Here is a 26,791-nt window from a genome sequence, read left to right as displayed (position 1 = left end):
GGGCACACGCGCACGACTTCGCGTACCCGCAGTGGCTGGATCCGCGGCGGCGGGCGGCGCGCACGACCGCGTTGGGAGATGCGGCAATGACCCTCGCACCATCACGACTCACCGAACTCCCCGAAGCACGACGTAGGTTCCGTTTCGAACTGCCCAGCGGCGATGCCGCCCCGAAGATTGCCCGGACCGTGGTCACCGACCTGCTCGCTCTGACGGGGCACACGGAAGTCATCGACGACGTGAGCGTGATGGTGAGCGAACTGGTCACCAACGTCTACCTGCACACATCGGCGCCTGTCGTGCGCCTGGACGTCTCCGTACAGCACAGCCGCGTACGCGTGGCCGTGTGGGACGACGCGCCGGACAGTGATCCGGCACGGCGGCTGACCGATCCGGGGGAGTCGGGTCGTGGTCTGTGCATGGTCGAGGCGCTCGCGACACGATGGGGTGTCTACCGGCCCAACGCCGAACGGCGGACGCGTAAGGGCGTGTGATTCGCGCTCGACCACAGGGGCCGGGCAGATGCCGTACCTGACCTGACCTGGGGGCCGTGAGAGGGAGGTACCGTGCGAGTGGGCATCACGGGGCACAGAGGGCTCTCCGCAGCCACGGAAGAGGCGGTGCGGGGCGAGATGCAGGCGCTCCTACGGCAGTACGAGCCTGCGGAACTGTGCGGTGTCTCGTGCCTCGCCGACGGCCCTGATGCGTGGTTCGCCGAGATCGTGCTCTTACTGGGAGGGCGTATCGAAGCTGTGGTGCCGGCAGAGGGTTACCGATCCGGACTTCCTGACGACCACCGCGCCACCTATGACGGTCTCCTCGGACGGGCAATGAAAGTGCACCGGACCGGCGCCCGGGAGTCCTGCCCGGAGGCTCACATGGCAGGGAGCGAGATCCTCGTGGGGCTCGTCGACCGGCTGCTGGCGGTGTGGGACGGCAAGGCGGCGCGCGGGTTCGGTGGGACGGCCGATGTGGTCGTCCACGCCCGGCGTACCGGGGTGCCGGTCGATGTCATCTGGCCGGCGGGTGCCACGCGGGATTAGCGGGCCGGGCCCGGCGGCCGTGGCAGGGCGGCTTGCCCGGCCGAGGCACCGGAGAGCAGGGTGCCCGAACCGGGCCGGGGCCCACGCGGCCATGTCTTTGTGTGTCAGCCCCCACTCGCCAGTGACAGCTTCGCCGCGAAGCCCAGGAATGCTGCGCCCGCGCCCGCCGACAGGCCGGCGGTGAGGCGTTTGCGGCGGCGGAAGGTGGCGGCGAGGTAGGTGCCGCTGAAGATGAGGACGGAGAGGTAGGTGAGGCTGAAGAGCTGGGCCCAGGCGCCGAGGGTGAGGAAGGAGAGGACGGGGTGGGCGTAGGTGGGGTCGACGAACTGGACGAAGAAGGAGATGAAGAAAAGGATGGCCTTGGGGTTGAGGAGGCTGATGACCAGGGCCCGGCGGTACGGGCGTTCGCGGGCCTCCTTGGGGGCAGGGGCTTCGTCGGAGGTGGCCTGCTTGCGCAGGGTCTTCGCGGTCTCCCGGTTGCGCCACAGGGCCCATGCGCCGCGCAGCATGCCCACGGCCAGCCAGGTGAGGTAGCCCGCGCCGGCGAATTTGACGATGGTGAAGAGGACCGGGCTGGCCTGGAGGAGTGAGGCCACGCCGCCCGCCGACAGGGTCATCAGGACGGTGTCGCCGCACAGGACGCCGGCCGCCGCGCGATAGGCGACGCGCGGGCCGCGGCGGGCGGCCACGGAGACGACGTACAGCGAGTTCGGGCCCGGCAGCAGAACGATGAGCGCGAGGCCCGCCAGGTAGGTCGGAAGATCGGTTATCCCCAGCATGGCGGCAGGATGCCACTCGTGCCCCATCCGTCCCACAGCTTTCCGGTATACGGACTTGCACCTCACGTGGCGTGAGGACTCATCGTGGAGTGCGTACCGAGAGGGAGGAGGGCGGGCAGGTGAGTTATTCGGTGGGGCAGGTCGCCGGGTTCGCCGGGGTGACGGTGCGTACGTTGCACCATTACGACGAGATCGGGCTGCTGGTGCCGGGGGAGCGCAGCCACGCGGGGCACCGGCGCTACGGCGACGCCGATCTCGACCGGCTCCAGCAGATCATGTTCTACCGGGAGCTCGGCTTCCCGCTCGACGAGGTGGCGGCCCTCCTGGACGACCCGGACGCCGACCCGCGGGAACACCTGCGGCGGCAGCACGCGCTGCTGAGCGCCCGGATCGGCAAGCTCCAGGCGATGGCCGCCGCCGTCGAACACGCGATGGAGGCACGCAAGATGGGCGTCAATCTCACCCCTGAGGAGAAGTTCGAGGTGTTCGGGGACTTCGACCCGGACGCGTATGCCGACGAGGTGCGCGAGCGCTGGGGGAGCAGCGAGGCGTACAAGGAGTCGCAGCGGCGGACGGCTTCTTACACGAAGGAGGACTGGAAGCGGCTGACGGAGGAGTTCGACGCCGTCCACCGGAAGATGGCCGAGGTGATGGCGAGCGGGCTGCCCGCGGACTCGGCCGAGGCGATGGACGTGGCCGAGGAGCACCGCCGGTTCATCTCGTCCGGTTACTACGACTGCTCGTACGAGATGCACACCTGTCTCGGGGAGATGTATGTCGCGGACGAGCGCTTCACCGCCACTTATGAGGCCATCCGGCCGGGGTTGGCGGTCTATATGCGGGACGCGATGCTGGCCAACGCCGTACGTAACAGTTGAGTCCGTACGGGGCAGGGGAGTGTGACCCCTGGCCCGTACGAGCCTGTCCGCGCGGGCCGGCGACCGGCACCGGCCGTTCCCGGTGCGGCCTCAGGCGTTCTTCGGGGCGATCACGACGGCGGTGCCGTACGCGCAGACCTCCGTGCCGACGTCGGCCGCCTCCGTCACGTCGAAGCGGAACATCAGCACCGCGTTGGCGCCGCGTACCCGCGCCTGTTCCACCAGCCGTTCCATCGCCTGGTTGCGGGTCTCCACGAGCGTCTTCGTCAGGCCCTTCAGCTCGCCGCCGATCATCGACTTCAGCCCGGCCCCGATCTGGCTGCCCAGGTGCCGGGAGCGCACCGTCAGGCCGAAGACCTCGCCGATGACCCGCTGCACCTCGTATCCGGGGACGTCGTTGGTCGTCACCACCAGCACGTCGGCCTGTGCGGCCTGGCCGCCGCCGAATTCCTCGATGCCCATCGTGTGTCCTGTCCCTCCGTACGGTGAGCCGCCCGGCCGGCGGGCTCCTGGCGGGGAGCGTCTCATGGGGGAGGGCCGGTTCGGGGGAAGCGGGGGGGCGGGGGAGACCGGGGCGGTGATGTCCGGCCGTGGAGGGGCCCGGCGCGGGGTGTGCGGGGCCGTGGCGGGCGGCTGGAACCATGGCTCGTCATCCGGCGTTGATAGCTTTGGGCCGCACACTGCGCCTGCATCCCGTCGCACCGCACGATCCGGCGCCCTCGACCCAGGAGCCTTCACCCCGTGAATACTCTCGCGCTCGGCCCCCAGTGGCTGGACCCGGACTATCTGATCGGCACGTTCGGGCTGATCGGCGTGCTGATCATCGTCTTCGCGGAGTCCGGCCTGCTGATCGGCTTCTTCCTGCCGGGCGACTCGCTCCTGTTCACCACCGGTCTGCTGGTGACGACCGACAAGCTGGACAAGCCGCTGTGGCTGGTGTGTCTGCTGATCGTGCTCGCGGCGGTCCTCGGTGACCAGGCCGGTTATCTCTTCGGCCGCAAGGTCGGGCCCTCGCTGTTCAAGCGCCCGGACTCCAAGCTCTTCAAGCAGGAGAACGTGGAGAAGGCGCACGAGTTCTTCGAGAAGCACGGGCCGAAGTCGCTGATCCTGGCCCGCTTCGTACCGATCGTCCGGACCTTCACGCCCATCATCGCGGGCGTGAGCAAGATGAACTACCGCTCGTTCATCACCTTCAACGTCATCGGCGGCACCCTGTGGGGCGCCGGTGTCACCCTGCTCGGCGCGTCCCTGGGCAACATCGAGTTCGTCCACAAGCACATCGAGCTGATCCTCGTCGCGATCGTGCTGATCTCGGTCGTCCCGATCGCCATCGAGTACCTGCGCGCCCGCGGCAAGAACAAGAAGGCCGCCGCCCAGGCGCCGTACGACCCCACGGGCGCCGTCCAGCCGCCCCGCCAGCCGGGCAACGACGGCCGCCGCGGCCGGCACGCCAAGCGCTGAGCCCGATCGGCGGTACCGCCGGCGGCCGGCGTACGGGACCCTGCGTACACGGCGGTGCCGGTGAGCCGCGTGCGGCGGTACCGGTGACCGCCGAGCGACGCCTATGGTGCCGCCGGGCCGGGATTCACGGGTTTCCCTTGGGAAGCAGGGGACACTCGCAGCTCATATGAACCTCAGTAAGGGCCCCGCCACGCGCGCCCCTGCCGACCATCAGGCATCGTGTCCTTGACGGTCGGCAGGAGGCGTACGAGGAGCGAAGAGACGTGGCGTCGGACGCACAGCGGGGCCAGCGCGGAACCAACGGCACGAACGGGAAGAACGGCGTGAACGGCGTCAGAGGCGCACAGGGCGTCAGCAATGGTACGAACGGTGGCAGCGATCAGCCCGAGGACCGTAAGCCCCTGTCGGACGAGGCGCGCAGTGCCTTCACCCCGCCGCCCGGCGTGCCGTACCCGCAGGTCCCGGAGGAGGAGCACCCCACCTCCGAGTTCGCCCTCCCCGAGGGCCTGAGGACCGAGGCGCCGGCCGAGCCGGAAGGCTCCGCCTTCACCCCGCCCGCCGGCACCAACAGCACCACCGGCCAGCACCAGCTTCCCGACCGGACGCCGGCGGGCTGGCCCGCCTTCACGCCGCCCCACGGCATCCCCGTCATCAGTCTGACCAAGCAGACGCCGTGGCAGGACCGGATGCGCACGATGCTGCGGATGCCGGTCGGCGAGCGGCCGGTCCCCGAGCGGGTGGAGCGCGCCGAGGAGAGCGGTCCGGCGGTGCCGCGCGTCCTCGACCTGACCCTGCGGATCGGCGAGATCCTGCTGGCCGGCGGTGAGGGCGCGGAGGACGTGGAAGCCGCGATGTTCGGCGTCGCCCACGCGTACGGGCTGGAGCGCGTCGAGCCCACCGTCACCTTCACGCTGCTGTCGATCTCCTACCAGCCGTCGCTGGTCGACGACCCGGTGACGGCCAGCCGCACGGTGCGCCGGCGCGGCGTGGACTACACCCGGCTCTCCGCGGTCTTCCGCCTGGTGGACGACATCACCTCGGACGGCATCACCCTGGAGGAGGCGTACCGCGGGCTGGCCGAGATCCGGCGCAACCGGCACCCCTTCCCGAGCTGGGCGCTCACCGTCGCCTCCGGGCTGCTGTCCGGCGCGGCGAGCATGCTGGTCGGCGGCGGGCCGATCGTCTTCATCGCGGCCATGGTCGGCTCGATGCTCGGCGACCGGCTGGCCTGGCTGGCGTCCAGCCGCGGGCTGCCGGAGTTCTACCAGTTCGTGGTCGCCGCCATGCCGCCGGCCGCCATAGGCGTCGCCCTCAGCTTCTCGCACGTCGCCGTGCAGGCGTCCGCGGTGATCACCGGTGGGCTGTTCGCGCTGATCCCGGGGCGGGCGCTGGTGGCCGCCGTGCAGGACGGCCTGACGGGGTACTACATCACCGCGTCGGCCCGATTGCTGGAGGTCGGCTACCTCATCGTCGGCATCGTCATCGGGGTGCTCGCCGCGCTCTACATCGGGCTCCAGCTCAACCCGGAGTACCTGTACCCGGCCGCCGGGTTCGCGTCGTTCAACGATCCGCCGGTCCAGATCGCGGCCGCGATGATGCTGGCGCTGGCGTTCTGCGTACTGCTGCAGCAGGAACGTCACACCGTGCTGCTCGCCACGCTCAACGGTGGCGTCGCGTGGGTCGTGTACGGGGCGCTCGCCAACGTCAGCGGCATGAACGCGGTACCCGCCACGGCCATCGCGGCCGGCCTCGTCGGCCTCTTCGGCCAGCTCCTCAGCCGCTACCGGTACGCGTCCGCGCTGCCGTACGTGACCGCCGCGATCGGGCCGCTGCTGCCCGGTAGCGCCACGTACTTCGGGCTGCTCAACTTCGCCCAGGGCGACATCGGCCCCGGCGTCTCGTCGCTCATCAAGGCCGCCTCCCTGGCCCTGGCCATCGCGGTCGGTGTGAACCTCGGCGGCGAGGTGGCCCGCCTCTTCATGAAGGCGCCCGGCGTCACCCAGGAGGAGCCGGGCGAGCGGCGCGCCGCGAAGCGGACGCGGGGCTTCTGACGCGAAGCGGACGCGGGGCTTCTGAGGGCCCGCCGGGCCGCCAATGCCGGGCCGCCAATAAAGCAATTAATCGAGGCCGGTCGCATAGGGCGGCTTCCCTCCCTGAAGGCATGCGTCGGGCAGAAAAGTAACGCATAACTTTACGGTGGGACGCCGTGTTACTTTCGGCCCTCCTGATGACCGGCCCCCACGAGGCAGGGACGTTCTCCCGGCCGCGCGTGCGGCGTGTCCGTCGTCCGATCGGGGGAGCACTCATGGCGAAACGTGCCGGGAACGCGGGACCGGCCGACGGGGCCGGAAGCGGCTCCGTAGCGGGCTCCGGAAGCGGCTCCGGGACGGCCTCCGGCGCGGTGGCGACCGTGTTCAAGCAGCACAGCACCCTGCTGATCGCGGGTGTGCTGCTCGGCCTGCTGGGCGTGGCCGCCTCGCTCACCCAGCCCTGGGCCATCGGAAAACTGATCGCGGCGGCGGGTTCGGGCGACCCGCTCGGCCTGCCCGTCGCCCGGCTCGTCGGCCTTTTCTGCGCGGGCGCGCTTTTCTCCTCGCTCCAGTCCTACGTGATCGGACGGGCCGGCGAGAATATCGTCCACAGCGTCCGGAAACTGGTGACGGAACGGCTGCTGCGGGCCGATCTCACCGCATTCGGAAAACGTCCGCAGGGCGATGTCCTCACGCGCGCGGTCACCGACACCTCGCTGGTGAAGATCGCCCTTTCGCAGAGCCTCGCGCAACTGATCACCAGCGGCGCCACCGTGGTCGGCGGTGTCGTCCTGATGTTCGTCATCGATCCGTGGCTGATGCTCATCACGATGAGCTGCCTCGGGGCCGCCGCCGTCGTCTCCCTGGCGCTCGCCCGCAAGCTGCGCAAGGCGGCGCTGCAGAACCGCGACGACACCGGCGCGTTCGGCAGCGACATGCAGCGTGTGCTCTCCGCGCTGCCCACGGTCAAGGCGTCCCGCGCCGAGTCGCGCGAGACCGCCCGTATCGGCGCTCTGGCCGGGAAGGCGCGGCGCTCGGGTATCCGGGTCAACGCCTACAACGCCCTGCTGGTCCCGTCGATGAACGTCGGTACGCAGGGCGCGCTCGCCGTCGTCGTGGGCGTCGGCATGACGTGGGTGGCGCGCGGCGAGATGAACATGGCCGTCCTGACCACGTTCATCATGTACCTGTTCCAGTTGGTGTCGCCGCTGGTGATGTTCTTCATGGCGGTGGGCCAGTTCGTGCAGGGCCGGGCCGCCATCCAGCGGGTCGACGAGCTGGTCGCGCTGCCCCAGGAGGGTGGCGGCGCGGCGGCCGCCACGGCGGTGCGGCGCCCGGCGCCCGGCGCGTGGCCGGGGGAGGACCCGCCGGCGGTCGAGTTCCGCGACGTACGTTTCGCCTACCGGCGCGGGCCGCAGGACGACCGGACGCAGGTCCTCCACGGCGTCTCCTTCAGCGTGCCCGCGCGCGGGCTGACGGCGGTGGTCGGGCCCTCGGGCGCGGGCAAGTCCACCCTGTTCCAGTTGATCGAGCGCTTCTACGCGACGGACGGCGGCCGCATCCTGCTCGGCGGCCAGCCGGTCGACGCGCTGCCGCTCGACACGGTCCGGGGCCTGGTCGGCTACGTCCAGCAGGACAGCGCGGCCATGCGCGGCACCGTGCGGGAGAACCTGACGTACGCCAATCCGCACGCCGGGGAGGACGACATCCGGGAGGCGGTGGAGATGGCCGGCCTCGCCACCGTGGTCGCCGGTCTTCCGCAGGGCCTGGACACCGAACTCGGCGACCAGGGCAGCGGACTGTCCGGCGGTCAGCGCCAGCGGCTGTGCATCGCCCGCACACTGTTGCAGAAGCCCGCCGTCATGCTGCTGGACGAAGCCACCTCCCATCTGGACTCGGACTCCGAACGCGACTTCCGCGACGTGCTGCGCCGGGTCTCCCGGCAGTGCGCGGTCGTCGCCATCGCCCACCGGATATCCACGGTGATCGACGCCGGGCAGATCGTGGTGCTGGAGGCGGGCAGCGTCCGGGCCACCGGCGCCCATCAGGAGCTGATGGAGCGCGACGAGCTCTACCGCAGGCTGGCGGGTTCGCAACTGCACGCGGGGCCCGGCCTGGCCGGCGCGGCGGCCGGTCCGGAGCGGGCCGAGCACTTCATGACGGGCGGCGGGTCCCCGGCGAACCGTTCCGGCATGCCTCCGGCGGCCCGCCCGGGCGAGCAGACGATGCGGCTCCAGCCTGTCCGGAGCGGCGAGCAGACGATGCGGCTGCGGCCCGTCGGCAGTGAGGAGCAGCGATGAGTTCTGTGAGCGGACCCGACGTCGCCATCGTGGGCACCGGGCCCAACGGTCTGGCGGCCGGGGTGGTCCTGGCCCGCGCGGGCCTGCGCGTGGAGCTGTACGAGGCGGCCGGGTCGATCGGGGGAGGGCTGCGTACCGCCTCCCTCTTCGACACCGATGTCGTGCACGACATCTGCTCCGCCGTCCACCCGATGGCCGCCGCTTCGCCGTTCTTCCGCGCGTTCGACCTGGCGGGCCGCGGGGTCGAGCTGCTGCAGCCGGAGGTCAGCTACGCCCACCCGCTGGACGGGGGCCGCGCCGCCCTGGCGCACCGGTCACTGGACGCCACCTGCGAGCACCTGGGCCCCGACGGTCCCCGCTGGCGGCGGCTGCTGGGTCCGCTGCTGGAGCACAGTGAAGCGGTCGTCGACCTGATGCTCTCCGGGCAGCGCAGCCTGCCGCGGGACCCTGCGGCCGCCCTGCTGCTGGCGAGCCGGGTGGCCCTGCACGGCAGTCCGCTGGGCGCGGCCCGCTTCCAGGGCGAGGAAGCGCCTGCCCTGCTCACCGGTGTCGCCGCGCACGCAGTCGGCAAGCTGCCGAGTCTCGCTTCCGGGGCCGTGGCCATGCTGCTCGGCCACTTGGCGCACGGGACGGGATGGCCGCTGCCGCGTGGCGGAAGTGGCCGGATAGCGGAGGCGATGGCCGAGGACATCGTCGGATATGGCGGCGTCTTCCATACAGGGCACCCTGTACGGGACCTGGCGGAGCTGCGCGGCGCGCGAGCGGTACTGCTCGACACCAGCCCCAAGGGCTTCCTGGCGCTCGCGGGCGGCCGGCTGCCCCGCGCTTACGCGCGCTCCCTGGAGCGCTTCCGCTACGGGCCGGGCGCCGCCAAGGTCGACTTCCTGGTCTCCGAGCCGATCCCCTGGTCCGAACCGGCCGTGGGCCGCGCCGGAACGGTGCACCTGGGCGGGACCCATGCCGAGATGGTCCGGCAGGAGACGAAGAACGCCCGTGGGGTACGTACCGAGGAACCGTTCGTCCTCGTCGTGGACCCGGCGGTGGCGGACCCGGGACGCGCGCTGCCCGGCAAGCGGCCGGTATGGGCGTACGCGCACGTACCGAACGGCGATCCCACCGACCCCTTCGACCGGATCTGTGCGCAGATCGAGCGCTACGCCCCCGGGTTCCGGGACACGGTCCTCGCGCACCGCTCCGTGCCCGCCGCCGCGTACGAGGACTACAACCCCAACTACGTCGGCGGCGACATCGGCTCCGGCGCGATGACGCTGTACCAGAGCATCGCGCGGCCCGCCCCGCGCATCGACCCGTACCGCACACCGCTGCCGGGCGTCTTCCTGTGCTCCTCGGCCACCCCACCGGGGCCCAGCGTGCACGGCATGTCCGGCTACCTGGCCGCGCTCTCCGCGCTCCGGCACCGCTTCGGCACGCGTGACGTACCCGGGCTGGCACCCCGGGACGCACCGGGCCCGGCGCCGGGCCCGGTGGCGGCCGGAGGCGTACCCGGCCGCTGACGGCTGCGGGCGCCCTGTCGATTTCTCCTTTTTCGTCGGTCACTTTCGCCTCTGTGCCCGTATAACGGGATTTCCCGCGCCCAGAGCGATGCGGTGTCGGCGAAGAGTCGCCCGGCGGCACGTCACGTCGTTTATGCGGTCCACACCTTGAGACATTCGCCCCAGAAGACACCCGCCCGCAAGAAAGACTTAATGCACGCCTAAACGGCGCGCATGTCCGTTTGATACGGTGACGAACGAAGCGCTGTCCCCCCACATGCGCCGTTGAGACGTTACCGCTGGACGTATGGCTCTGCTGGTCCGACTGCCGAGCAGTTGACTGTGGTTCCCCTGCAGTCGGCCTGGTCGGCGTATTTCCGTCGCGTCCCGTTCCGGCGCCCCTTGCGTCACGACGCTCCCATCGGCATGACAGTGGGGACATAGAGAAGGGGAAAACGGGTGGATAACGGGGTTGCGGACATCGGCTACGGCCGGCAGTTCGAGGGGTGGTACGACCGGCTGCTCCCGGACGACAGACTCACGGCCGAAGCGGTGGAAGGGCTGTTGGCCCGCCATCCCGCGCCGGAGGCGGGAACCATCGAATTCGGCGTCGGTACGGGACGGATAGCCATCCCGCTCGCACAGCGGATCGGCCGGGTGACCGGCGTGGACTCCTCGCCGGAAATGCTGGACGCGCTGCGCGTCAAACTGAAGGACCTGAAGGACGGCGGCGCCGTCACCCCGGTGCACGGGGACATCCGCACCTACACATCGGAATCCCGGTACGGGCTGGTGTACTGCGTCTGCGCCACCCTGTCGGTGCTGACCACACCGGAGGACCAGCAGCGGGCCGTGCGGCGCGCGGCCGACCTCCTGGTGCCCGGCGGCCGGCTGCTGATCGAGACGCACAACAAGCCCCCGGTCCTGGCACTGCACGAGGGACTGACCCGCACCACCTACTTCGTCCCGTACCCCGAGCCGGGCACGGGCGTCCAGACCCACTCGACGCTGCTCGCCGGCGACCTGTGGCACTGCTCGCACATCCTGTACCAGGCCGACGGCACCACCCGGGTGGGCAGCGAACTCACCCGGCTGACCACGCCGGACGAGGTCGACGGCTACGCCCGCGCGGCCGGACTGGAGCCCGAGGCCCGCATGGCGCGCTGGGACGGCACCCCCTACAGCGACCGCGCCCCGCTGTTCATCTGCAGCTACGTCAAGCCCTGAGGGCGGCAGCAGACCACGGGACGCGCAGGACAGAAGGGGGATCGATGTGGGACGTCCGCCGATATTGCCGACGGATCAGAAGTTCGCTCTGGTACTCAGGGTGCTCACCGGTGAACTGACCGCGGCGGAGGCCGCGCGCAACGCCGGGGTGTCCGAGCAGTCCGTATCAAATTGGCGCCGCCAGTTTATTGAGGGAGCCCGGGTCGGCCTTGCCGGTGAAGGCGGCAGGGACACCGAGGATGCCTCCCGGGTGGCCGAACTGACTCAAGAAAACGCGACGCTCAAAGCCACGATAGGAGAGCTGTACATAGAACTCCGCAAGTACGGCAGGAGTGCCGCCGGCCGCGGCCCGGTACGCGGAAGACAGGCGCACCCGGTCCCCAGATTCAAGTAACTCGTTAATTTATCCCGGTGCTGCGTGCTAGCTTTCCGGGCATCAGTCACTTCGCAGCACGGGGGAGGGAATGTGGCGTCTTTGGAGCGCCAGTTTGGCGTAGGTATGGCCGGACTGGCCGGCGCGAGTCTGCTGACCGGCGCGGTAATGCGGTGCAAAGGCAGACGAGAACGTGCGCGTCGCTACATGTTGCACGAAAGGCCCGACGGCAGCCTCGTAGAGGTCGATGTCCGTATTCCTCCGCAGGCCGAGCGCGTCGTCCTGCTCGACAACGGCCTGGGGACGCCCCACGAATACTGGGACTGGGTCTGCGAAGCCCTTCCCCCGGACCTGGGGTACGTGAAGTTCAACCGTCCCGGATACGGGCTCAGCTCGTCGCCCGCCGGTTACGGCCTGGAACACCACTTCGCGCTGCTCCAGGAACTGCGCGAGACCTTCACCGGCGGACTCCCGCTGGTGCTGGCCGGGCATTCCCTCGGCGGATATCTGGTCGCCGCCTACGCGTCGCGCCATCCCGGCGCGGCGCGGGGCGTGACCTCGGTGGTCATGGTCGACGCCACCGATGTGGCGCATCTGCGCAGCTCCCGGCGTTCCGAGGTCGACCGCTGGTCCCGGCAGTCGATGCTCATGGAGCGGGCGTACGCGATGGCCGGGGTGGCCGCCTTCCGGCCCGCCCTGAACAAGTTCGAGACCTACCGCCAGGACGTCAACCGGAGCTCCCGGGCGTTCCTGGCGGAACCCCGGACCTGGGCCATGGCCCACCGGGACTACCGGGACGCGATGACCTACCCGGAACTCACCTCCCTGGACCTGCCGCTGACCGTGGTCACGGCGGAGAACAACCAGGGCGACAACGACGCGCACCGCGTCGTCCAGTCCAGGATGGCCACCCTCTCGGAGCGGTCCCGGCACCGCTTCGTCGAGGGCTCCGACCACGAGACGATCCTCTCCGTGCGGGGCTTCGCCGAGCAGGTGGCGAAGGCGATCGCCGACGAGCCGCCGACCGGGCCGGCCGGTGCGGAGAGCGGACAGGCCGCGGACGACCGGCCGGCCGGCGGGAACGGCGGTACGGGAGAGGAGCTGACGTCAGCATGAACGTGAACGTGGAACGCGTGAAGACGGCCGCCGTCACGACCTCCCTCGCCGCCTGGCTCGTCGCGACGGCCGCGGCGCAACTGCCCGAGACGCGCTTCGACAACATCCTGTGGTGCGGCAAGCTGCGCATCCCGACGCCGAACTGGCGGTTCTTCGGACCGAATCCCGGAGTCAAGGACTGCCACCTGCTCTACCGGGACATCACGGACGGCGAGCCGGGCGAGTGGCAGGAGATCCCGGTCACCCGTGACCGGCCCTGGTACGCCCTCGCCTGGAACGCCCGCAACCGGTCCCCCAAGGCCCTGTTCGACGCGATCCAGGGCATCCGGTCCCGCGCCGCGGCCGCCGGGTCGGAGCTGGCGCCCGTGGTGTGGTCGCCCGGCTACCGGCTGCTCTCCGGATACATCCAGCACCATCTGCCGCATGCCGACGGTGCCTCGCACAGCCAGTTCCTGCTGATGCACTCGTATCTCACCGCGCCGGAACACCGGCAGATCGAGCCGTTCTTCGTGTCCGAGGAAATCTCGCTGCCCACCGCGGAAGCCACGAATCCGGAAACGCTTCCGCAGGCCGCCTAGAAGAGGGGCTCGGGGGTCCTCTCGGCTGGAAGCCGCGCACTCACTCGGCCGTACCGGGCCGCGTGAGTCCGTGCCCTCCCGCCGAACGGCTGGAGTTGCTCACTGTGCGAATCCGAGAGAAAGAAGAAAACATGTCCATCCTGGCTGACTTCGCCAACGCCGAGCTCACCGACGTGAAGCCGGGCCGTATCGGCGCCGACTCCACCCCGACCATGGTCACCCCGCTCGCCACCATCGCGACCCCGGAGGCCACGCCGGTCGGCTTCGCCGCGACCTCGGCGACCGCGGTGGCGCTCGACAAGGTCACCCACAACATCGGTTGACGGAACCCGGCAGGGGCACGGTAGGCACCTGCGCCTACCGTGCCCCTGCCCCGTGTCGGCCGTCGTACTCAAGTTCGATCCACAGGGGGCACCCACTCATGTTTCTCAGCGCTCCGCCCGAGGTCACGGCTCGCCGAGTGGCTTCGCTGGGCACGCTGGTCTCCGCACTGGAAATGCTGAGCCAGCACCGTAAGTTCGAGGACGGCGAGCTGCTGAGCGGCCAGTTGGGAAGCATGCGCCCCAAGCTGGCCAAACGTTTCCCCAGGCTGACCCGCGCCCTCAGCTCCAAGAAGGCGGCAGTCGCCCTGTACGGCGTCCAGGCGGGCGCTTCCGCCGCCACGCTGGTCTGGGGCCACAAGCGCGGCGTCCGCGCGGCGGGCAGCGCCGTCCTGGCGGCGACCGGCGCGGCCGGCCGGCTGCACACCCCCTTCGGCGGGGACGGCGCCGACCAGTTGCAACAGGTGATCAACGTCGTACTGGCCTCCACCGGCACCTTCAAGGACGACGAGAAGGCCCGCGACGTCGCCATGCGGGCCCTGGCCCTGGAGACGACCATCTCCTACGTCGCCTCCGGCGTGGTTAAGCTGGTGTCGCCGATGTGGCTCAGCGGCGAGGCGTTCAGCGGCGTCATCCGTACGCAGAACTACGGTGACCAGCGCGTCTTCAAGCTCGTGCACAAGTACCCGACCGTGGGCAAGCTCGTGACCTGGGGAACGGTCGCCGCCGAGGTCGGCTTTCCGCTGGTCTTCGTGCTGCCGAAGCCCGCGGCCAAGGCGTGGCTCGGCTCGATGACGCTGTTCCACCTGGGCATCGGCCAGTTCATGGGCCTCAACCGCTTCGTGCTGGCCTTCGGGGCCACCCACCCCGCACTCCTCTACGTCCTCGCCCAGGGCGACAAGCAGGCGGCGCTGCCCGGGCCCGGGAAGGCCCCCGAGGCGCTGACCGCCGCCGGGTAGCCCGCCGCCGCGAAGGCGGCCGGGACACGACGAAGGGCGGCACCCCACCGAAGGGGTGCCGCCCGTCCGCGTACGCGAAAAGAGCCGTGCGGCTCAGTGGTGGGCGCCGCCCTGCGCCTCCAGGCGCTTGAAGGACGCCTCGATCTCGGCCTCGGCCTCGGCGCGGCCGACCCAGTCGGCGCCCTCGACCGACTTGCCCGGCTCCAGGTCCTTGTAGACCTCGAAGAAGTGCTGGATCTCCAGGCGGTCGAACTCCGACACGTGGTGGATGTCGCGCAGGTGCTCCACCCGCGGGTCGGACGCCGGGACGCACAGCAGCTTGTCGTCGCCGCCGGCCTCGTCGGTCATCCGGAACATGCCGATGGCGCGGCACTTGATCAGGCATCCGGGGAACGTCGGCTCGTCCAGGATGACCAGCGCGTCCAGCGGGTCGCCGTCCTCGCCGAGGGTGTTCTCGACGAAGCCGTAGTCGGCCGGGTAGCTGGTCGAGGTGAAGAGTCGACGGTCCAGACGGATCCGTCCGGTCTCGTGGTCCACCTCGTACTTGTTCCGCGAACCCTTCGGGATCTCGATGGTGACGTCGAACTCCACGGGTGGCTCCTCCATGATCAACACATACGTCTGGTGATTAAGTGTCCCCCACGCAGGTGTGTGGTGGCGAAAGGGGCTGGTCCTAAGTGGCGGAGACCAGGTCGTGGCAGGTCAGGTGGCAGGCCGCGCAGCGGTTGGCGCAACGTTCCGCCCGGACGGCGACGGGCTCGGCGCGGTCGGCGGGTTCCGCCGCCGTGTCCATGACCCGTTCGGCGGCCGGGTCGGCGCGTTCGGCCTACCGGTCCGCCACGGATTCCGCCCGTACCGCCTGGTGGGCGGCGTCCAAGCAGCAGCGGCAGACCGTACGGCTGACGGCCAGCTCCACCGTCCTGGGCCTGCTGGTGGCGGCCGGAGCGGTGGTGGCGGCCGGTCCGTGGGACTCCGGCCAGCGTACGGCGGAGCGCGCCCGCGCCGCGGCGCCCGGCGGAACGCGTGGCGAGCATCACGTTCCGGACGGCCCCGCCGGCGCGCCGCCGGTCCTGGCCGCACTGGGCACCCCCGCGCCCCCGCCCGGCGCCGAGGGCCTGAAGAACGCCCTCGCGCCGCTCCTGAAGGACCCGGCGCTCGGCTCGCTGCGTACCGCCTCCGTCGTGGACGCCGCCACCGGCCGCGAACTCTTCGGCGCCGACTCCGGACGGAACGCCACCCCCGCCTCGACGGTCAAGCTGGCCGTCGCCACCGCCGCGCTCTCCGCGCTCGGCCCCGAGCACCGCATCGACACCACCGTCGTCGAGGGCGCGGACGGCGGCCTCGTCCTGGTCGGCGGCGGCGACCCCACCCTCACCGCCCGCGCCCCGGAGCAGGACACCCAGGACCCGCCCGCCAGCCTCCGCACCCTGGCCGACGACACGGCCCGCGCCCTCAAGGAGCGCGGTACCACCAAGATCCGCCTCGGCTACGACACCTCGGCCTATACGGGCCCCACCCTCCACCCCATAAGCCCCAACGAGAACATCGCCCCCGTCACCCCCCTCATGGCGGACGAGGGACGCCTCGACACCTCCCGCTCCGGCCCGGCCCCCCGCGACACCGACCCGGCAGCAGCCGCAGCCCGCACCTTCGCGAAAATGCTCACCGACCGCGGCGTGACGGTCGAGGACCCGCCCGCCGGAACCACCGCCCCCGCCAAGGCCCGCCGCCTCGCCACCACCCGCTCCCTGCCGCTCTCCGGCCTCGTCGAGCGGATGCTGACCCACAGCGACAACGACATCGCCGAAGCCCTGGCCCGCCAGACAGCCCTGGCCACCGGCGAACCGGCCAGCTTCGAGGGCGCGGGCCGGGCCGTCCACAAGACCCTGGCGAACCTGAAACTCCCGCTGACCGGCGCCGTCTTCGAGGACGGCAGCGGCCTGGACCGCGACGACAAGGTCTCCGCCACCCTCCTCACCCGCCTGCTCACCCTGGCCACGTCCCCCGGCCACCCCGAACTGCGCCCCGTCGTCACCGGCCTGCCGGTGGCCGGCTTCACCGGCACCCTCAGCGGCCGCTACACGGACGAAAAGGCGGGCGCCGGCACCGTACGCGCCAAAACAGGCACCCTCACCGGCGTGAACACCCTGGCCGGCACAGTCGTCGACACCGACGGCCGCCTCCTCCTGTTCGCCTTCATGACCAACAACACCACCGACCCCCAGGCCGCCCAACAGGCCCTGGACCATATGGCCACAGCGGTAGCCAACTGCGGTTGCCACTGAAACCACCCCACCAGCACCACACCACCCACACCAGCCCCCACCCACCTCCTCCTCCCCCCTTCCACGGAAGGGGGCGGGCCGGAGCGGCCTGCCGCGCAGGCCCGCCCCCGAACCTGACAGCCCCGCGCAGCGGCCACCGCCCGCCGCAGGCGCGAACAACGCCGCACCCGAAGGCGAACCGGCGCCCAGGAACCGGAAAGCCGCGCCAAAAGGGCGCAGCGCAGCGGCCACCGCCCGCCGCAGGCGCGAACAACGCCGCACCCGAAGGCGAACCGGCACCCAGGAACCGGAAAGCCGCGCCAGTAGGGCGCAGCGCAGCGGCCACCGCCCGCCGCAGGCGCGAACAACGCCGCACCCGAAGGCGAACCGGCACCGTCGAACCGGCCCAGCCCGCCGCAGGCGCACCGCGCCGCGCTACCCCAAGCGGGAGCGCCCACGTACCGTGAACCCATGACGAGCATCGGTGGTGTGGAGATGGTCGACTGGAACCTCGCGGTAGCGACCGCGACCCGGTTCGTACGGCCGGGACCAGAGGTGAGCCGGGACGAGGCGCGGGCGATCGTCGCCGAGTTGCGGCGGCACGCGAAGTCCTCCGAGGAGCACGTGCGCGCGTTCACCCGCATGGTGCGGCCGGAGACGGAGGGGGAGCCGGGCACGGAACAGGAACGCCAGGGGCAGGACACCCCGGTGCTGGTCGTGGACCGGGCGGGCTGGATCAAGGCCAACGTGGCCGGATTCCGGGCGGTGCTCAAGCCGCTGCTGCAGAAGATGGAGGAGCGCCGTTCCTCCGTACCGGGCGGCGCGGTGCTGGGGGCGGTCGGCGGCAAGGTGACCGGCGTGGAGCTGGGGATGCTGCTGTCGTTCCTGGCCTCGCGGGTCCTCGGGCAGTACGAGACGTTCGCGCCCGCGAGCCGGGACCTGCCCGCCGCGGCGCGGGGCGGCCGGCTGCTGCTGGTCGCGCCGAACATCGTGCACGTCGAGCGGGAGCTGGAGGTCGACCCGCACGACTTCCGCATGTGGGTCTGCCTGCACGAGGAGACGCACCGTACGCAGTTCACGGCCGTGCCCTGGCTGCGCGACCACATCGAGGGCGAGATCCAGTCCTTCCTCGGCGAGACCGAGATCGACCCGGGCACGCTGCTGGAGCGGCTGCGGGAGGCCGCCCAGTCGCTGACCGGCGGCAGTCCCGAGGGCGAGGAGGGCGACGAGGGCGGCCGCAGCTTCGTCGACCTGGTGCAGACCCCGGCCCAGCGGGAGATCCTGGCCAGGCTGACGGCCGTGATGTCGCTCCTGGAGGGCCACGCCGATTATGTGATGGACGGTGTCGGCCCGGAGGTGGTGCCGTCGGTCGCGGAGATCCGGGAGAAGTTCCAGAAGCGGCGGGCCAGCGGCGCGGGCCGCCTCGACCAGGCGCTGCGCAAGCTGCTGGGGCTGGACGCGAAGCTGCGCCAGTACCGGGACGGCGAGCGGTTCGTCCGGGCGGTGGTGGACGAGGTCGGCATGGACGGCTTCAACCGGGTGTGGACGTCGCCGAACACGCTGCCGACGAAACAGGAGATCGCCAAACCGGCGGACTGGGTCGCGCGGGTGCACCGGTAGGGGGCGGAGCCCGGCGGGGCGGAGTCGTGAGCCGGGCGCACCGCGAGGCCGGTGAACGCTCCCCTCAATCACTCTTCTGAGGGACCGTGACCGCAGGATAGGCGTGCAATGCTCGGGGAACTGCTCGTCTCTGTCACCATCTAGGCACTCTGTGTGACGAAAAAGTCGTAGACGGCCCCAGGCCCCCCAGCTGACGATTGGAAACGGACATGGGTCCCCATCCAGCGGTCGCCGCGATACGCGTGGCGGTCCGCCGCGTACTTCACGACGTACTGAACCACCACTCCTCGCACTCCCCGGCCCCCGCGTCCCCCGCGCAGCAGCCGGTCGCCGCGGGCCCCGCGCGGCCCGCCGGGGCGCCGCTGCCCTCCGCGCCGGCGGGCGGGCCCCCCTTGGTGCTCGTCGCGTGCTCCGGCGGCGCCGACTCCATGGCCCTCGCCTCCGCACTGGCCTTCGAAGCGCCCCGGCTGGGCGTACGGGCCGGCGGCATCACCGTCGACCACGGCCTCCAGGACGGCTCCGACGTCCGCGCCGCCGAGGTCGTCCTGCGGATGCGCTCCCTCGGACTGGACCCGGTCGACGCGGTGGCCGTCGAGGTGGGCCGCGAGGGCGGTCCCGAGGCCGCCGCCCGGGACGCCCGCTACGCCGCGCTGGACGCCGCCGCCGAGCGGCACGGCGCCGCCGCCGTCCTCCTCGGCCACACCCGCGACGACCAGGCAGAGACGGTCCTGCTGGGGCTCGCCAGGGGCTCCGGCACCCGCTCGCTGTCCGGGATGGCGGCGAAGACCGGCCGCGGCGGCCGCTACCGCCGACCGTTCCTGGAGGTCGACCGGCAGACCGCCCGCAAGGCGTGTCTGATCCAGTCGCTGCCCGTCTGGGAGGACCCGCACAACTCCGACCCGCTGTACACCCGCTCCCGGCTGCGCCACGAGGGCCTGCCCGCGCTGGAGAAGGCGCTCGGCAAGGGCGTCGTGGAGGCCCTGGCCCGTACGGCGCAGTTGTCCCGGGACGACGCCGACGCCCTGGACTCCTGGGCCGCCGACGCCGAGCGCACGGTCCTCGACGAGCGCGGCACGCTCGACGCCACCGCGCTGTACGCGCTGCCCGCGGCGGTCCGCCGCCGGGTGCTGCGCCGGGCCGCCATCGCGGCGGGCGCCCCGGCCGGCTCGCTGTTCGCCCGCCACATCGAGGAAGTGGACCGGCTGATCACCGGATGGCGGGGTCAGGGCACCGTCAACCTCCCCGGGCGGGTGGGTGTGCGACGGCAGGGTGGCAGACTGGTGATCCGGCAGGGCTGAGCCGCAGGACATCGAAAGGGCACCGCCCCGCCTCACGAGTCTCACGACACCGAACCGAGCGAGAGTGGCACGGGTGGACGACAAGGACATGGGTTCCGACCTTCAGTCGGTGCTCATCAGCAAGGAAGAGATCGACGCGAAGCTGGCGGAGCTGGCGGCGAAGATCGACGCGGAGTACGCGGGCAAGGAGCTGCTCATCGTCGGCGTCCTCAAGGGCGCCGTGATGGTCATGGCGGACCTGGCGCGCGCGCTGTCCAACCCCGTGACGATGGACTGGATGGCCGTGTCGTCGTACGGCGCGGGCACCCAGTCCTCCGGAGTGGTGCGCATCCTCAAGGACCTCGACACCGACATCAAGGGCAAGCACGTCCTGATCGTCGAGGACATCATCGACTCCGGCCTGACGCTGTCCTGGCTGCTGTCGAACCTGGGCTCGCGCGAGCCGGCCAGCCTGGAGGTCTGCACGCTGCTGCGCAAGCCGGACGCGGCGAAGGTCGCCATCGACGTGAAGTGGATCGGTTTCGACATCCCCAACGAGTTCGTCGTGGGCTACGGCCTGGACTTCGCGGAGAAGTACCGCAACCTGCCGTTCGTGGGCACCCTCGCGCCGCACGTCTACGGCGGCTGAGCGGGGCACACCCGTCCGGCCGCCCCCGATGCGGCCGGGGTCCGGGACCGACCGCGCCCGGCGGCGGGAACCCCTGAAGGGCCGCCGCCGTTGGAGCAGGGAGAACGGCATCCGAAGCTGCATTGTTAACCGTGGGCGGCGTCGTCGGGTGACAATGCTGGGGTACCGTCCGAAGGTCAGTCTTTTTTCGGGCCAGTAATACACCGTACGCACGACCAGCCCTCCACAGGGCTGTTGTGCCTCACTGTGGCAGGAGGGACGGGGCTCTGACGGCTCCGTATGGATGGACGTGAAGCGATACTTCCGTGGGCCGGTCATGTGGATCGTGCTGGCCGTCCTCGCCGTGGTCGTGTTGATGCAGGTCGTCGGCTCGTCCGGCGGCTACAAGACGGTGGACACCGGTCAGGTCGTCAAGGCGATCACTGACAACAAGGTGAAATCCGCCGAGCTGACGACCGGCGACGAGAACAAGATCAAGGTCGAGCTGTCGGGCGACAACAAGGTCGACGGCTCCAACAAGCTCCAGGCGAGCTACATCGGCGACCAGGGCGTCGATCTGGCCAAGACCCTGCAGGCCAGGTACCAGACCGGCGAGATCAAGGACGGTTACACCGTCTCCCCGTCGAAGCAGAACCCGTTCCTCAGCATGCTGGTGACGCTGCTTCCCTTCATCCTCATCCCGGTCGTCTTCCTGTTCCTGCTGAACCAGACGCAGGGCGGCGGCTCCCGGGTGATGAACTTCGGGAAGTCCAAGGCCAAGCTGATCACCAAGGACACGCCGAAGACGACGTTCTCGGACGTCGCGGGGTCCGACGAGGCCGTCGAGGAGCTCCAGGAGATCAAGGAGTTCCTCCAGGAGCCGTCGAAGTTCCAGGCGGTCGGCGCCAAGATTCCCAAGGGCGTGCTGCTGTACGGCCCGCCGGGTACGGGCAAGACGCTGCTCGCGCGCGCCGTGGCCGGCGAGGCGGGCGTCCCGTTCTACTCGATCTCCGGTTCCGACTTCGTCGAGATGTTCGTCGGTGTGGGTGCCTCCCGGGTCCGTGACCTGTTCGAGCAGGCCAAGGCGAACGCCCCGGCGATCGTCTTCGTCGACGAGATCGACGCCGTCGGCCGGCACCGCGGCGCGGGCCTCGGCGGCGGTCACGACGAGCGTGAGCAGACGCTGAACCAGCTCCTGGTCGAGATGGACGGCTTTGACGTCAAGGGCGGCGTGATCCTGATCGCCGCGACGAACCGCCCGGACATCCTGGACCCGGCACTGCTGCGCCCCGGCCGCTTCGACCGGCAGATCGCCGTCGACCGCCCGGACATGCAGGGCCGTCTGGAGATCCTCAAGGTCCACCAGAAGGGCAAGCCGGTCGCGCCGGACGTCGACCTGTCGGCCGTCGCCAAGCGCACCCCCGGCTTCACCGGTGCCGACCTGTCGAACGTGCTGAACGAGGCCGCCCTGCTGACGGCCCGCAGCGACGCCAAGCTGATCGACAACAAGTTCCTGGACGAGGCGATCGACCGCGTGGTGGCCGGACCGCAGAAGCGGACCCGCATCATGTCCGAGAAGGAGAAGAAGATCACCGCGTACCACGAGGGCGGACACGCCCTGGTCGCGGCGGCTTCCCCGAACTCCGACCCGGTGCACAAGATCACGATCCTGTCCCGCGGCCGGGCCCTGGGCTACACCATGGTCCTGCCGGACGAGGACAAGTACTCGACCACGCGCAACGAGATGCTCGACCAGTTGGCGTACATGCTCGGTGGCCGGGCGGCCGAGGAGCTGGTCTTCCACGACCCGACCACGGGCGCCGCGAACGACATCGAGAAGGCGACCGCGACGGCCCGTGCCATGGTCACCCAGTACGGCATGACCGAGCGGCTCGGCGCGATCAAGTTCGGCTCCGACAACTCCGAGCCGTTCCTGGGCCGTGAGATGGGTCACCAGCGCGACTACTCCGAAGAGGTCGCCGCGCTGGTCGACGAAGAGGTCAAGAAGCTCATCGAGACCGCGCACAACGAGGCGTGGGAGATCCTGGTCGAGAACCGCGACGTGCTCGACAACCTGGTGCTGCAGCTCCTGGAGAAGGAGACGCTGAACAAGGAAGAGGTCGCCGAGGTCTTCAAGCACATCGTGAAGCGCCCGGCCCGCCCGGCGTGGACCGGTTCCTCGCGGCGTACGCCCTCGACGCGCCCGCCGGTGCTGTCGCCGAAGGAGCTGGCGCCGGCCAACGGCTCCGCCCCCTCGGCCTCCTCGTCCGCCGTCTCGACGGACAAGGCCGAAGCCCCGGAGGACCAGACCCCCGAGGCATGACCGCCGGACCGCGCACCGAGCGGTGGTGAACACGGCGACCGGGTCCGCCCGGAAGCAGACCGGGCCCGTACGGAAGATTCCGTACGGGCCCGGTTTTCGTCGTCGGGCGTCCGTTATGCCGGGTTCGGTACGGGGGCCCACAGCGGCCCCGGAATGAATGTGGCGCCTCACGGGTTCTAGCCTGGACGTGTGGTACTCCGCGTGTGGAGCGGGCGCAACAGGAACGAGGCACGAGATGACCGATCCGGTGACGCTGGACGGCGACGGCAAGATCGGCGAGTTCGACGAGAAGCGCGCCGAGAACGCCGTACGTGAGCTGCTGATCGCTGTCGGCGAGGACCCGGACCGCGAGGGACTCCTGGAGACGCCGGCCCGGGTCGCACGGGCGTACAAGGAGATCCTGGCCGGGCTGCGGCAGGAGCCCGAGGACGTCCTGACGACCACCTTCGACCTCGGCCACGACGAGATGGTGCTGGTCAAGGACATCGAGATCGTCTCGCTGTGCGAGCACCACCTGCTGCCCTTCCACGGCGTCGCGCACGTCGGCTACATCCCGGCCGACAGCGGCAAGATCACCGGGCTGTCCAAGCTGGCCCGCCTGGTCGAGGTCTTCGCCCGCCGCCCGCAGGTGCAGGAGCGCCTCACCACACAGATCGCGGACTCCCTGATGCGCATCCTGGAGGCCCGCGGCGCCATCGTGGTGATCGAGGCCGAGCACATGTGCATGTCGGTGCGCGGCATACGCAAGCCGGGCGCCAAGACGACCACCTCGGCCGTACGCGGCCAGCTTCGGGACTCCACGACCCGCTCCGAGGCGATGAGCCTGATACTGGCGCGCTGAGCCCTGGGCGGCCGCTGAGAGCCGTACGGAGCCCCGGGCGTCCGTACGGGCCGGCGCGGCCCCGGGAAGCAGTACGCAGCGGGCGGGGCCCGGTGGACATCCACCGGGCCCCGCCCGCTGCGTACGCCCGCCCCTGGGGCGATGCTCCGCTACGCCTTGAGGTGGCCGCCCATCCACTCCAAGGCGGCGGGTATCTCTCGGCGCCAGGTGTTGAAGTTGTGGCCGCCGCTGTCGAGGATGATCGACGCGATCCGGCCGGGCGACTTGGTCTGCCGGATGAACTGCAGCGTTTCCTTGTAGTTGTCCTCGCCCTGCTTGCTGGAGGTGACGAGGAGGTTCACCGGCGGCGCGGGCAGGTTCTTCTGCCGCCACAGCAGGTTGTTCTCCCGCTCCAACTGCTTGTCGCCGCCGAAGAGCGCGCCGGTCGAGGCGTCCAGCGGGGCCTTGTACGCGCCGGAGAGGGCCACGCCGGTCGAGAACGCCTTCGGGTAGCGCATCGGCATCTTCAGGGCGCAGTAGCCGCCGGTGGAGTCCCCTATGACGCCCCAGTTCTTGGCGGCGGTGCCGACCCGGTAGTGGCTGGCTATGTCGTGCCGTACGTCATGGGTGAAGAAGGTCTCGGTCTGCGGACCGTTCGGGATGTCCACGCACTCGGTGTCCCGCGGCGGCGCGACGGTCGGGCGCATCATCACCAGTATCGTCGGCTGCATCTTGTTCTTGCGGACCAGGTCGTGCTGGGTCTGCGGGAAGTGCAGCTTCTTGTAGAGGGCCTGTGCGGTGCCCGGGTAGCCGGTCAGCACCACGGAGGCGGGGAAACGCTTCTTCGCGTACTTCGGCTGGAAGTACTGCGGCGGCAGGTACACGAACGCCGGGCTGTTGATCTTGGATTTCTCGCCCTGCAGCACGACCTGGTCTATCCGGCCGCCCACGTGCGGCTTGGACCCGCCGGGTACGCCGACGTGCTCGCTGCCGAGCAGCTTCAGCTTGGTGCCGTTCGGGCCGGTCTCGTGATTCACCACCACGCCCGGCTCCTGCTCCTGGCCGAACAGGTCCGCCCACGATGCGTAGAAACCGAACGAATTGTTCGCGAAGAGACCGATGGAGGCGAAGATCGAAAGCTGGGTCGCCAGCAGCAGGCCGATCCGGCCGAGGACCGAGCGCCAGTTCTGCCGGGACAGGCGCGGCCACAGCCAGATCGTGAGAACAAAGAGTGCTACAGCGAAAAGGACGGCCAAGAGCAGCACTTTTTTGCTGGTGAGACCCATGTGGTGCTTTCTTCCGGGCGGCCGCATCCGTGCCGCGGGTGGAACCCCGGGCCCTGAAACGCCGTCATACAGGGCGCAAAAGTCCAGATGCTGCGACTTAGACTCGCACGTTCTCTCGACCGGGGCGACGGGAAAGTAATGTCTGACAAGGTAGATGGCGAAAAGTCCGGGACGGTTGCGTGGCGTCCGCCACGCTGGCTGCGCGGCCCCCGCCCGGAAAAGGTGCCGCCATTGGTGGGGACGGCGGGCGCGGTCGTCGGGCTGCTCAACCTGGTCGCCGGGCTCTTTCCCCGCTTCCGGCACAGCAGGCTGCATGCCCTGGCGGAGGTCCTGCCGGGCACGGTGAGCGCCCTGGCGGCGGCCTCCTCCATCGTCGTCGGCATCCTGCTGCTGATGCTCGCCCACGGGCTCAAACGGCGTAAGCGCCGGGCCTGGGTGGCGGCCGTATCCCTGCTGCCGGTGGGGATCGCGGCGCAGCTCGTCTACCGTCACTCGATCGTGGGCGCGGCCCTCTCGCTGGCCCTGCTGGCCTTCCTGGTGTGGCACCGGCGCTCCTTCGAGGCGCTGCCGGACCCGCGCAGCCGGGTGAAGGCCCTGCTGAACTTCGTCGCGCTGGGCGGCATCAGTTTCGGCCTCGGCCTGGTGATCGTGAACTCCCACCCGCACAAGATCATCGGTGATCCGTCGGTGTGGGAGCGGTTCAAGCACGTCATGTGGGGTCTCTTCGGCTTCGAGGGCCCGGTCCGGTACGTGAACAACGTCGACTACACCGTCGGCTACTCGCTCGGCGCGCTCGGCCTGCTGACCGTCGCCACCACCGCCTACCTGGCCTTCCGCCCCGAGCACCCGGCCGCCCGGCTCACCGAGCAGGACGAGGAGCGACTGCGCGAACTCCTCGCCAAGCACGGCGGCCGCGACTCCCTGGGCTACTTCGCGCTCCGCCGCGACAAGGGCGTGGTCTTCTCGCCGACCGGCAAGGCCGCCGTCTGCTACCGGGTGATATCCGGCGTGATGCTGGCCAGCGGCGACCCGATCGGCGACGTGGAGGCCTGGCCGGGCGCCATCGAGCGCTTCATGGAGGAGGCGCGGGCGCACTCCTGGACCCCCGCCGTCACCGGCTGCAGCGAGACCGGCGGCCAGGTCTGGACCCGCGAGACCGGCATGGACGCGCTGGAACTGGGCGACGAGGCGATCGTCGACGTGGCGGACTTCACGCTCACCGGCCGCTCGATGCGCAACGTACGGCAGATGGTCAAGCGCATCGAGCGCAACGGCTACGAGACCCGGGTACGGCGCGTGCGCGACCTGGCGCCCGAGGAGCTGGCGCGCATCCAGCGGGCCGCCGACGCCTGGCGGGACACCGACACCGAGCGCGGCTTCTCCATGGCGCTGGGCCGCATCGACGCCGAGCGGGACGGTGACGCGGTGATCGCCACCGCGCACCTGGCGCCGGCCGAGGGCGAGCAGCCCGGCCCGTTCGGTGACCTGAAGGCCATGCAGCACTACGTACCGTGGGGCAAGGACGGCATCTCGCTGGAGCTGATGCGCCGCGACCGCTCCGCCGACCCCGGCATGAACGAGCTGCTGATCGTGGCCTCCCTCCAGGCCGCCCCGGACCTGAAGATCAAGCAGGTGTCGCTGAACTTCGCGGTCTTCCGCTCCTCCCTGGAGCGCGGCGAGAAGCTGGGCGCGGGGCCGGTCATCCGGATCTGGCGCGGCATGCTGATCTTCCTGTCGCGTTGGTACCAGATCGAGTCGCTGTACAAGTTCAACGACAAGTTCCGCCCGCGCTGGGAGCCGCGCTTCGTGGTCTTCCGCAACAGCCGGGACATCCCGCGCATCGGCCTGGCCGCCCTCCAGGCCGAGGGCTACCTGGAGCTGAGCCTGCCCCGCGCGCTGCGCCGCAAGAAGGCGCCCGAGCCGCGCCCGTGCGCGCACACCAAGGCGCCGATCAGCGCGGACGAGGTCGAGCCGGCGGCGTAGCGCCGTACCGCCCGGTGACGCCGCCCGTCCCCT

24 protein-coding genes are annotated in these 26,791 nt (G+C 70.5%); 20 read left to right on the top strand and 4 right to left on the bottom strand.

Annotated elements, in window-relative coordinates; all coding sequences use genetic code 11:
• Nucleotides 1-86 precede the first annotated feature (86 nt).
• Both EJG53_RS18270 and EJG53_RS18265 read left to right on the top strand, forming a co-directional pair.
• Nucleotides 87-494: an ATP-binding protein gene (locus tag EJG53_RS18270; protein WP_125045747.1), complete on the top strand. Its 408-nt coding sequence runs from the start codon at nt 87-89 to the stop codon at nt 492-494.
• Nucleotides 495-566: 72 nt separating this feature from the next.
• Nucleotides 567-1,043, top strand: coding sequence for a hypothetical protein (locus EJG53_RS18265; protein ID WP_244955200.1), 477 nt, complete (start codon nt 567-569; stop codon nt 1,041-1,043).
• Nucleotides 1,044-1,147: 104 nt separating this feature from the next.
• Here EJG53_RS18265 and leuE read toward each other — a convergent pair whose 3' ends face one another.
• Nucleotides 1,148-1,822: a leucine efflux protein LeuE gene (gene leuE, locus EJG53_RS18260; RefSeq protein WP_125045746.1), complete on the bottom strand. Its 675-nt coding sequence runs from the start codon at nt 1,820-1,822 to the stop codon at nt 1,148-1,150.
• Between the two features lie 119 nt (nt 1,823-1,941).
• Here leuE and EJG53_RS18255 point away from each other — a divergent pair, with 119 nt between their 5' ends.
• A complete protein-coding gene (locus tag EJG53_RS18255; RefSeq protein WP_125045745.1) occupies nt 1,942-2,700 on the top strand; it encodes a MerR family transcriptional regulator in 759 nt (252 codons plus the stop codon).
• A 90-nt stretch (nt 2,701-2,790) separates the two neighbouring features.
• On the opposite strand, the gene EJG53_RS18250 is transcribed toward EJG53_RS18255, so the two are convergent.
• Complete coding sequence (locus EJG53_RS18250; RefSeq protein ID WP_125045744.1) at nt 2,791-3,162, bottom strand: YbjQ family protein; 372 nt, start codon at nt 3,160-3,162, stop codon at nt 2,791-2,793.
• Between the two features lie 279 nt (nt 3,163-3,441).
• Here EJG53_RS18250 and EJG53_RS18245 point away from each other — a divergent pair, with 279 nt between their 5' ends.
• From EJG53_RS18245 to EJG53_RS18200, 10 genes are all read left to right on the top strand, one after another.
• Nucleotides 3,442-4,161 carry a DedA family protein gene (locus EJG53_RS18245; RefSeq protein WP_125045743.1) on the top strand — a complete coding sequence of 240 codons (720 nt, stop codon included), beginning with the start codon at nt 3,442-3,444 and terminating at the stop codon, nt 4,159-4,161.
• A 263-nt stretch (nt 4,162-4,424) separates the two neighbouring features.
• Complete coding sequence (locus tag EJG53_RS18240) at nt 4,425-6,212, top strand: threonine/serine exporter family protein (protein ID WP_125045742.1); 1,788 nt, start codon at nt 4,425-4,427, stop codon at nt 6,210-6,212.
• 254 nt (nt 6,213-6,466) lie between these two features.
• A complete protein-coding gene (locus EJG53_RS18235; protein ID WP_125045741.1) occupies nt 6,467-8,491 on the top strand; it encodes an ABC transporter ATP-binding protein in 2,025 nt (674 codons plus the stop codon).
• Nucleotides 8,488-10,005, top strand: a complete 1,518-nt coding sequence (locus tag EJG53_RS18230) for a phytoene desaturase family protein (RefSeq protein ID WP_125045740.1) — start codon at nt 8,488-8,490, stop codon at nt 10,003-10,005. The genes EJG53_RS18235 and EJG53_RS18230 overlap by 4 nt, the downstream gene beginning before the upstream one ends.
• Nucleotides 10,006-10,443: 438 nt before the next feature.
• Nucleotides 10,444-11,211 carry a class I SAM-dependent DNA methyltransferase gene (locus EJG53_RS18225; RefSeq protein ID WP_125045739.1) on the top strand — a complete coding sequence of 256 codons (768 nt, stop codon included), beginning with the start codon at nt 10,444-10,446 and terminating at the stop codon, nt 11,209-11,211.
• Between the two features lie 46 nt (nt 11,212-11,257).
• Nucleotides 11,258-11,605 (top strand): transposase, encoded by a 348-nt coding sequence (locus tag EJG53_RS18220; RefSeq protein ID WP_125045738.1) that lies wholly within the window; start codon nt 11,258-11,260, stop codon nt 11,603-11,605.
• Between the two features lie 186 nt (nt 11,606-11,791).
• Complete coding sequence (locus tag EJG53_RS18215; RefSeq protein ID WP_244955198.1) at nt 11,792-12,700, top strand: alpha/beta fold hydrolase; 909 nt, start codon at nt 11,792-11,794, stop codon at nt 12,698-12,700.
• On the top strand, nt 12,697-13,278 hold the full coding sequence (locus tag EJG53_RS18210) for a hypothetical protein (protein ID WP_244955197.1): 582 nt from the start codon (nt 12,697-12,699) through the stop codon (nt 13,276-13,278). Before EJG53_RS18215 ends, EJG53_RS18210 begins: the two co-directional genes overlap by 4 nt.
• A 131-nt stretch (nt 13,279-13,409) precedes the next feature.
• Nucleotides 13,410-13,601 carry a linaridin family RiPP gene (locus EJG53_RS18205; protein ID WP_031005572.1) on the top strand — a complete coding sequence of 64 codons (192 nt, stop codon included), beginning with the start codon at nt 13,410-13,412 and terminating at the stop codon, nt 13,599-13,601.
• A 98-nt stretch (nt 13,602-13,699) separates the two neighbouring features.
• Entirely contained in the window at nt 13,700-14,557 is an 858-nt protein-coding gene (locus EJG53_RS18200; RefSeq protein WP_125045736.1) for a hypothetical protein, read from the top strand.
• A gap of 93 nt (nt 14,558-14,650) precedes the next feature.
• Here EJG53_RS18200 and EJG53_RS18195 read toward each other — a convergent pair whose 3' ends face one another.
• Nucleotides 14,651-15,148 carry an inorganic diphosphatase gene (locus EJG53_RS18195; protein ID WP_004571927.1) on the bottom strand — a complete coding sequence of 166 codons (498 nt, stop codon included), beginning with the start codon at nt 15,146-15,148 and terminating at the stop codon, nt 14,651-14,653.
• A gap of 200 nt (nt 15,149-15,348) precedes the next feature.
• Between EJG53_RS18195 and dacB the strand changes: the two genes are divergently transcribed.
• The 6 genes from dacB (at nt 15,349) to folE (ending at nt 23,510) form a co-directional block, all read left to right on the top strand.
• Nucleotides 15,349-16,842, top strand: coding sequence for a D-alanyl-D-alanine carboxypeptidase/D-alanyl-D-alanine endopeptidase (gene dacB / locus EJG53_RS18190; RefSeq protein ID WP_244955196.1), 1,494 nt, complete (start codon nt 15,349-15,351; stop codon nt 16,840-16,842).
• A 450-nt stretch (nt 16,843-17,292) separates the two neighbouring features.
• Nucleotides 17,293-18,441 (top strand): zinc-dependent metalloprotease, encoded by a 1,149-nt coding sequence (locus EJG53_RS18185; protein ID WP_125045735.1) that lies wholly within the window; start codon nt 17,293-17,295, stop codon nt 18,439-18,441.
• A 209-nt stretch (nt 18,442-18,650) separates the two neighbouring features.
• Nucleotides 18,651-19,739 carry a tRNA lysidine(34) synthetase TilS gene (gene tilS / locus EJG53_RS18180; protein ID WP_125045734.1) on the top strand — a complete coding sequence of 363 codons (1,089 nt, stop codon included), beginning with the start codon at nt 18,651-18,653 and terminating at the stop codon, nt 19,737-19,739.
• Between the two features lie 88 nt (nt 19,740-19,827).
• Nucleotides 19,828-20,367 (top strand): hypoxanthine phosphoribosyltransferase, encoded by a 540-nt coding sequence (hpt, locus tag EJG53_RS18175; RefSeq protein ID WP_031005582.1) that lies wholly within the window; start codon nt 19,828-19,830, stop codon nt 20,365-20,367.
• Nucleotides 20,368-20,650: 283 nt separating this feature from the next.
• Complete coding sequence (gene ftsH, locus EJG53_RS18170) at nt 20,651-22,669, top strand: ATP-dependent zinc metalloprotease FtsH (protein WP_030019222.1); 2,019 nt, start codon at nt 20,651-20,653, stop codon at nt 22,667-22,669.
• Nucleotides 22,670-22,904: 235 nt separating this feature from the next.
• Nucleotides 22,905-23,510, top strand: a complete 606-nt coding sequence (gene folE / locus EJG53_RS18165) for a GTP cyclohydrolase I FolE (protein WP_031005586.1) — start codon at nt 22,905-22,907, stop codon at nt 23,508-23,510.
• Between the two features lie 149 nt (nt 23,511-23,659).
• On the opposite strand, the gene EJG53_RS18160 is transcribed toward folE, so the two are convergent.
• The gene (locus EJG53_RS18160) at nt 23,660-24,775 is read right to left on the bottom strand and encodes an alpha/beta hydrolase-fold protein (protein ID WP_125045733.1); all 1,116 of its coding nucleotides are present in this window, start codon (nt 24,773-24,775) and stop codon (nt 23,660-23,662) included.
• 138 nt (nt 24,776-24,913) lie between these two features.
• Here EJG53_RS18160 and EJG53_RS18155 point away from each other — a divergent pair, with 138 nt between their 5' ends.
• Nucleotides 24,914-26,758, top strand: a complete 1,845-nt coding sequence (locus EJG53_RS18155) for a phosphatidylglycerol lysyltransferase domain-containing protein (protein WP_167515132.1) — start codon at nt 24,914-24,916, stop codon at nt 26,756-26,758.
• Nucleotides 26,759-26,791: the final 33 nt, after the last annotated feature.

The sequence above is a fragment of the Streptomyces chrestomyceticus JCM 4735 genome, from assembly GCF_003865135.1.
In the GTDB taxonomy this organism is placed as follows: domain Bacteria; phylum Actinomycetota; class Actinomycetes; order Streptomycetales; family Streptomycetaceae; genus Streptomyces; species Streptomyces chrestomyceticus.
This window is presented reverse-complemented; position numbering and strand designations above follow the sequence as displayed.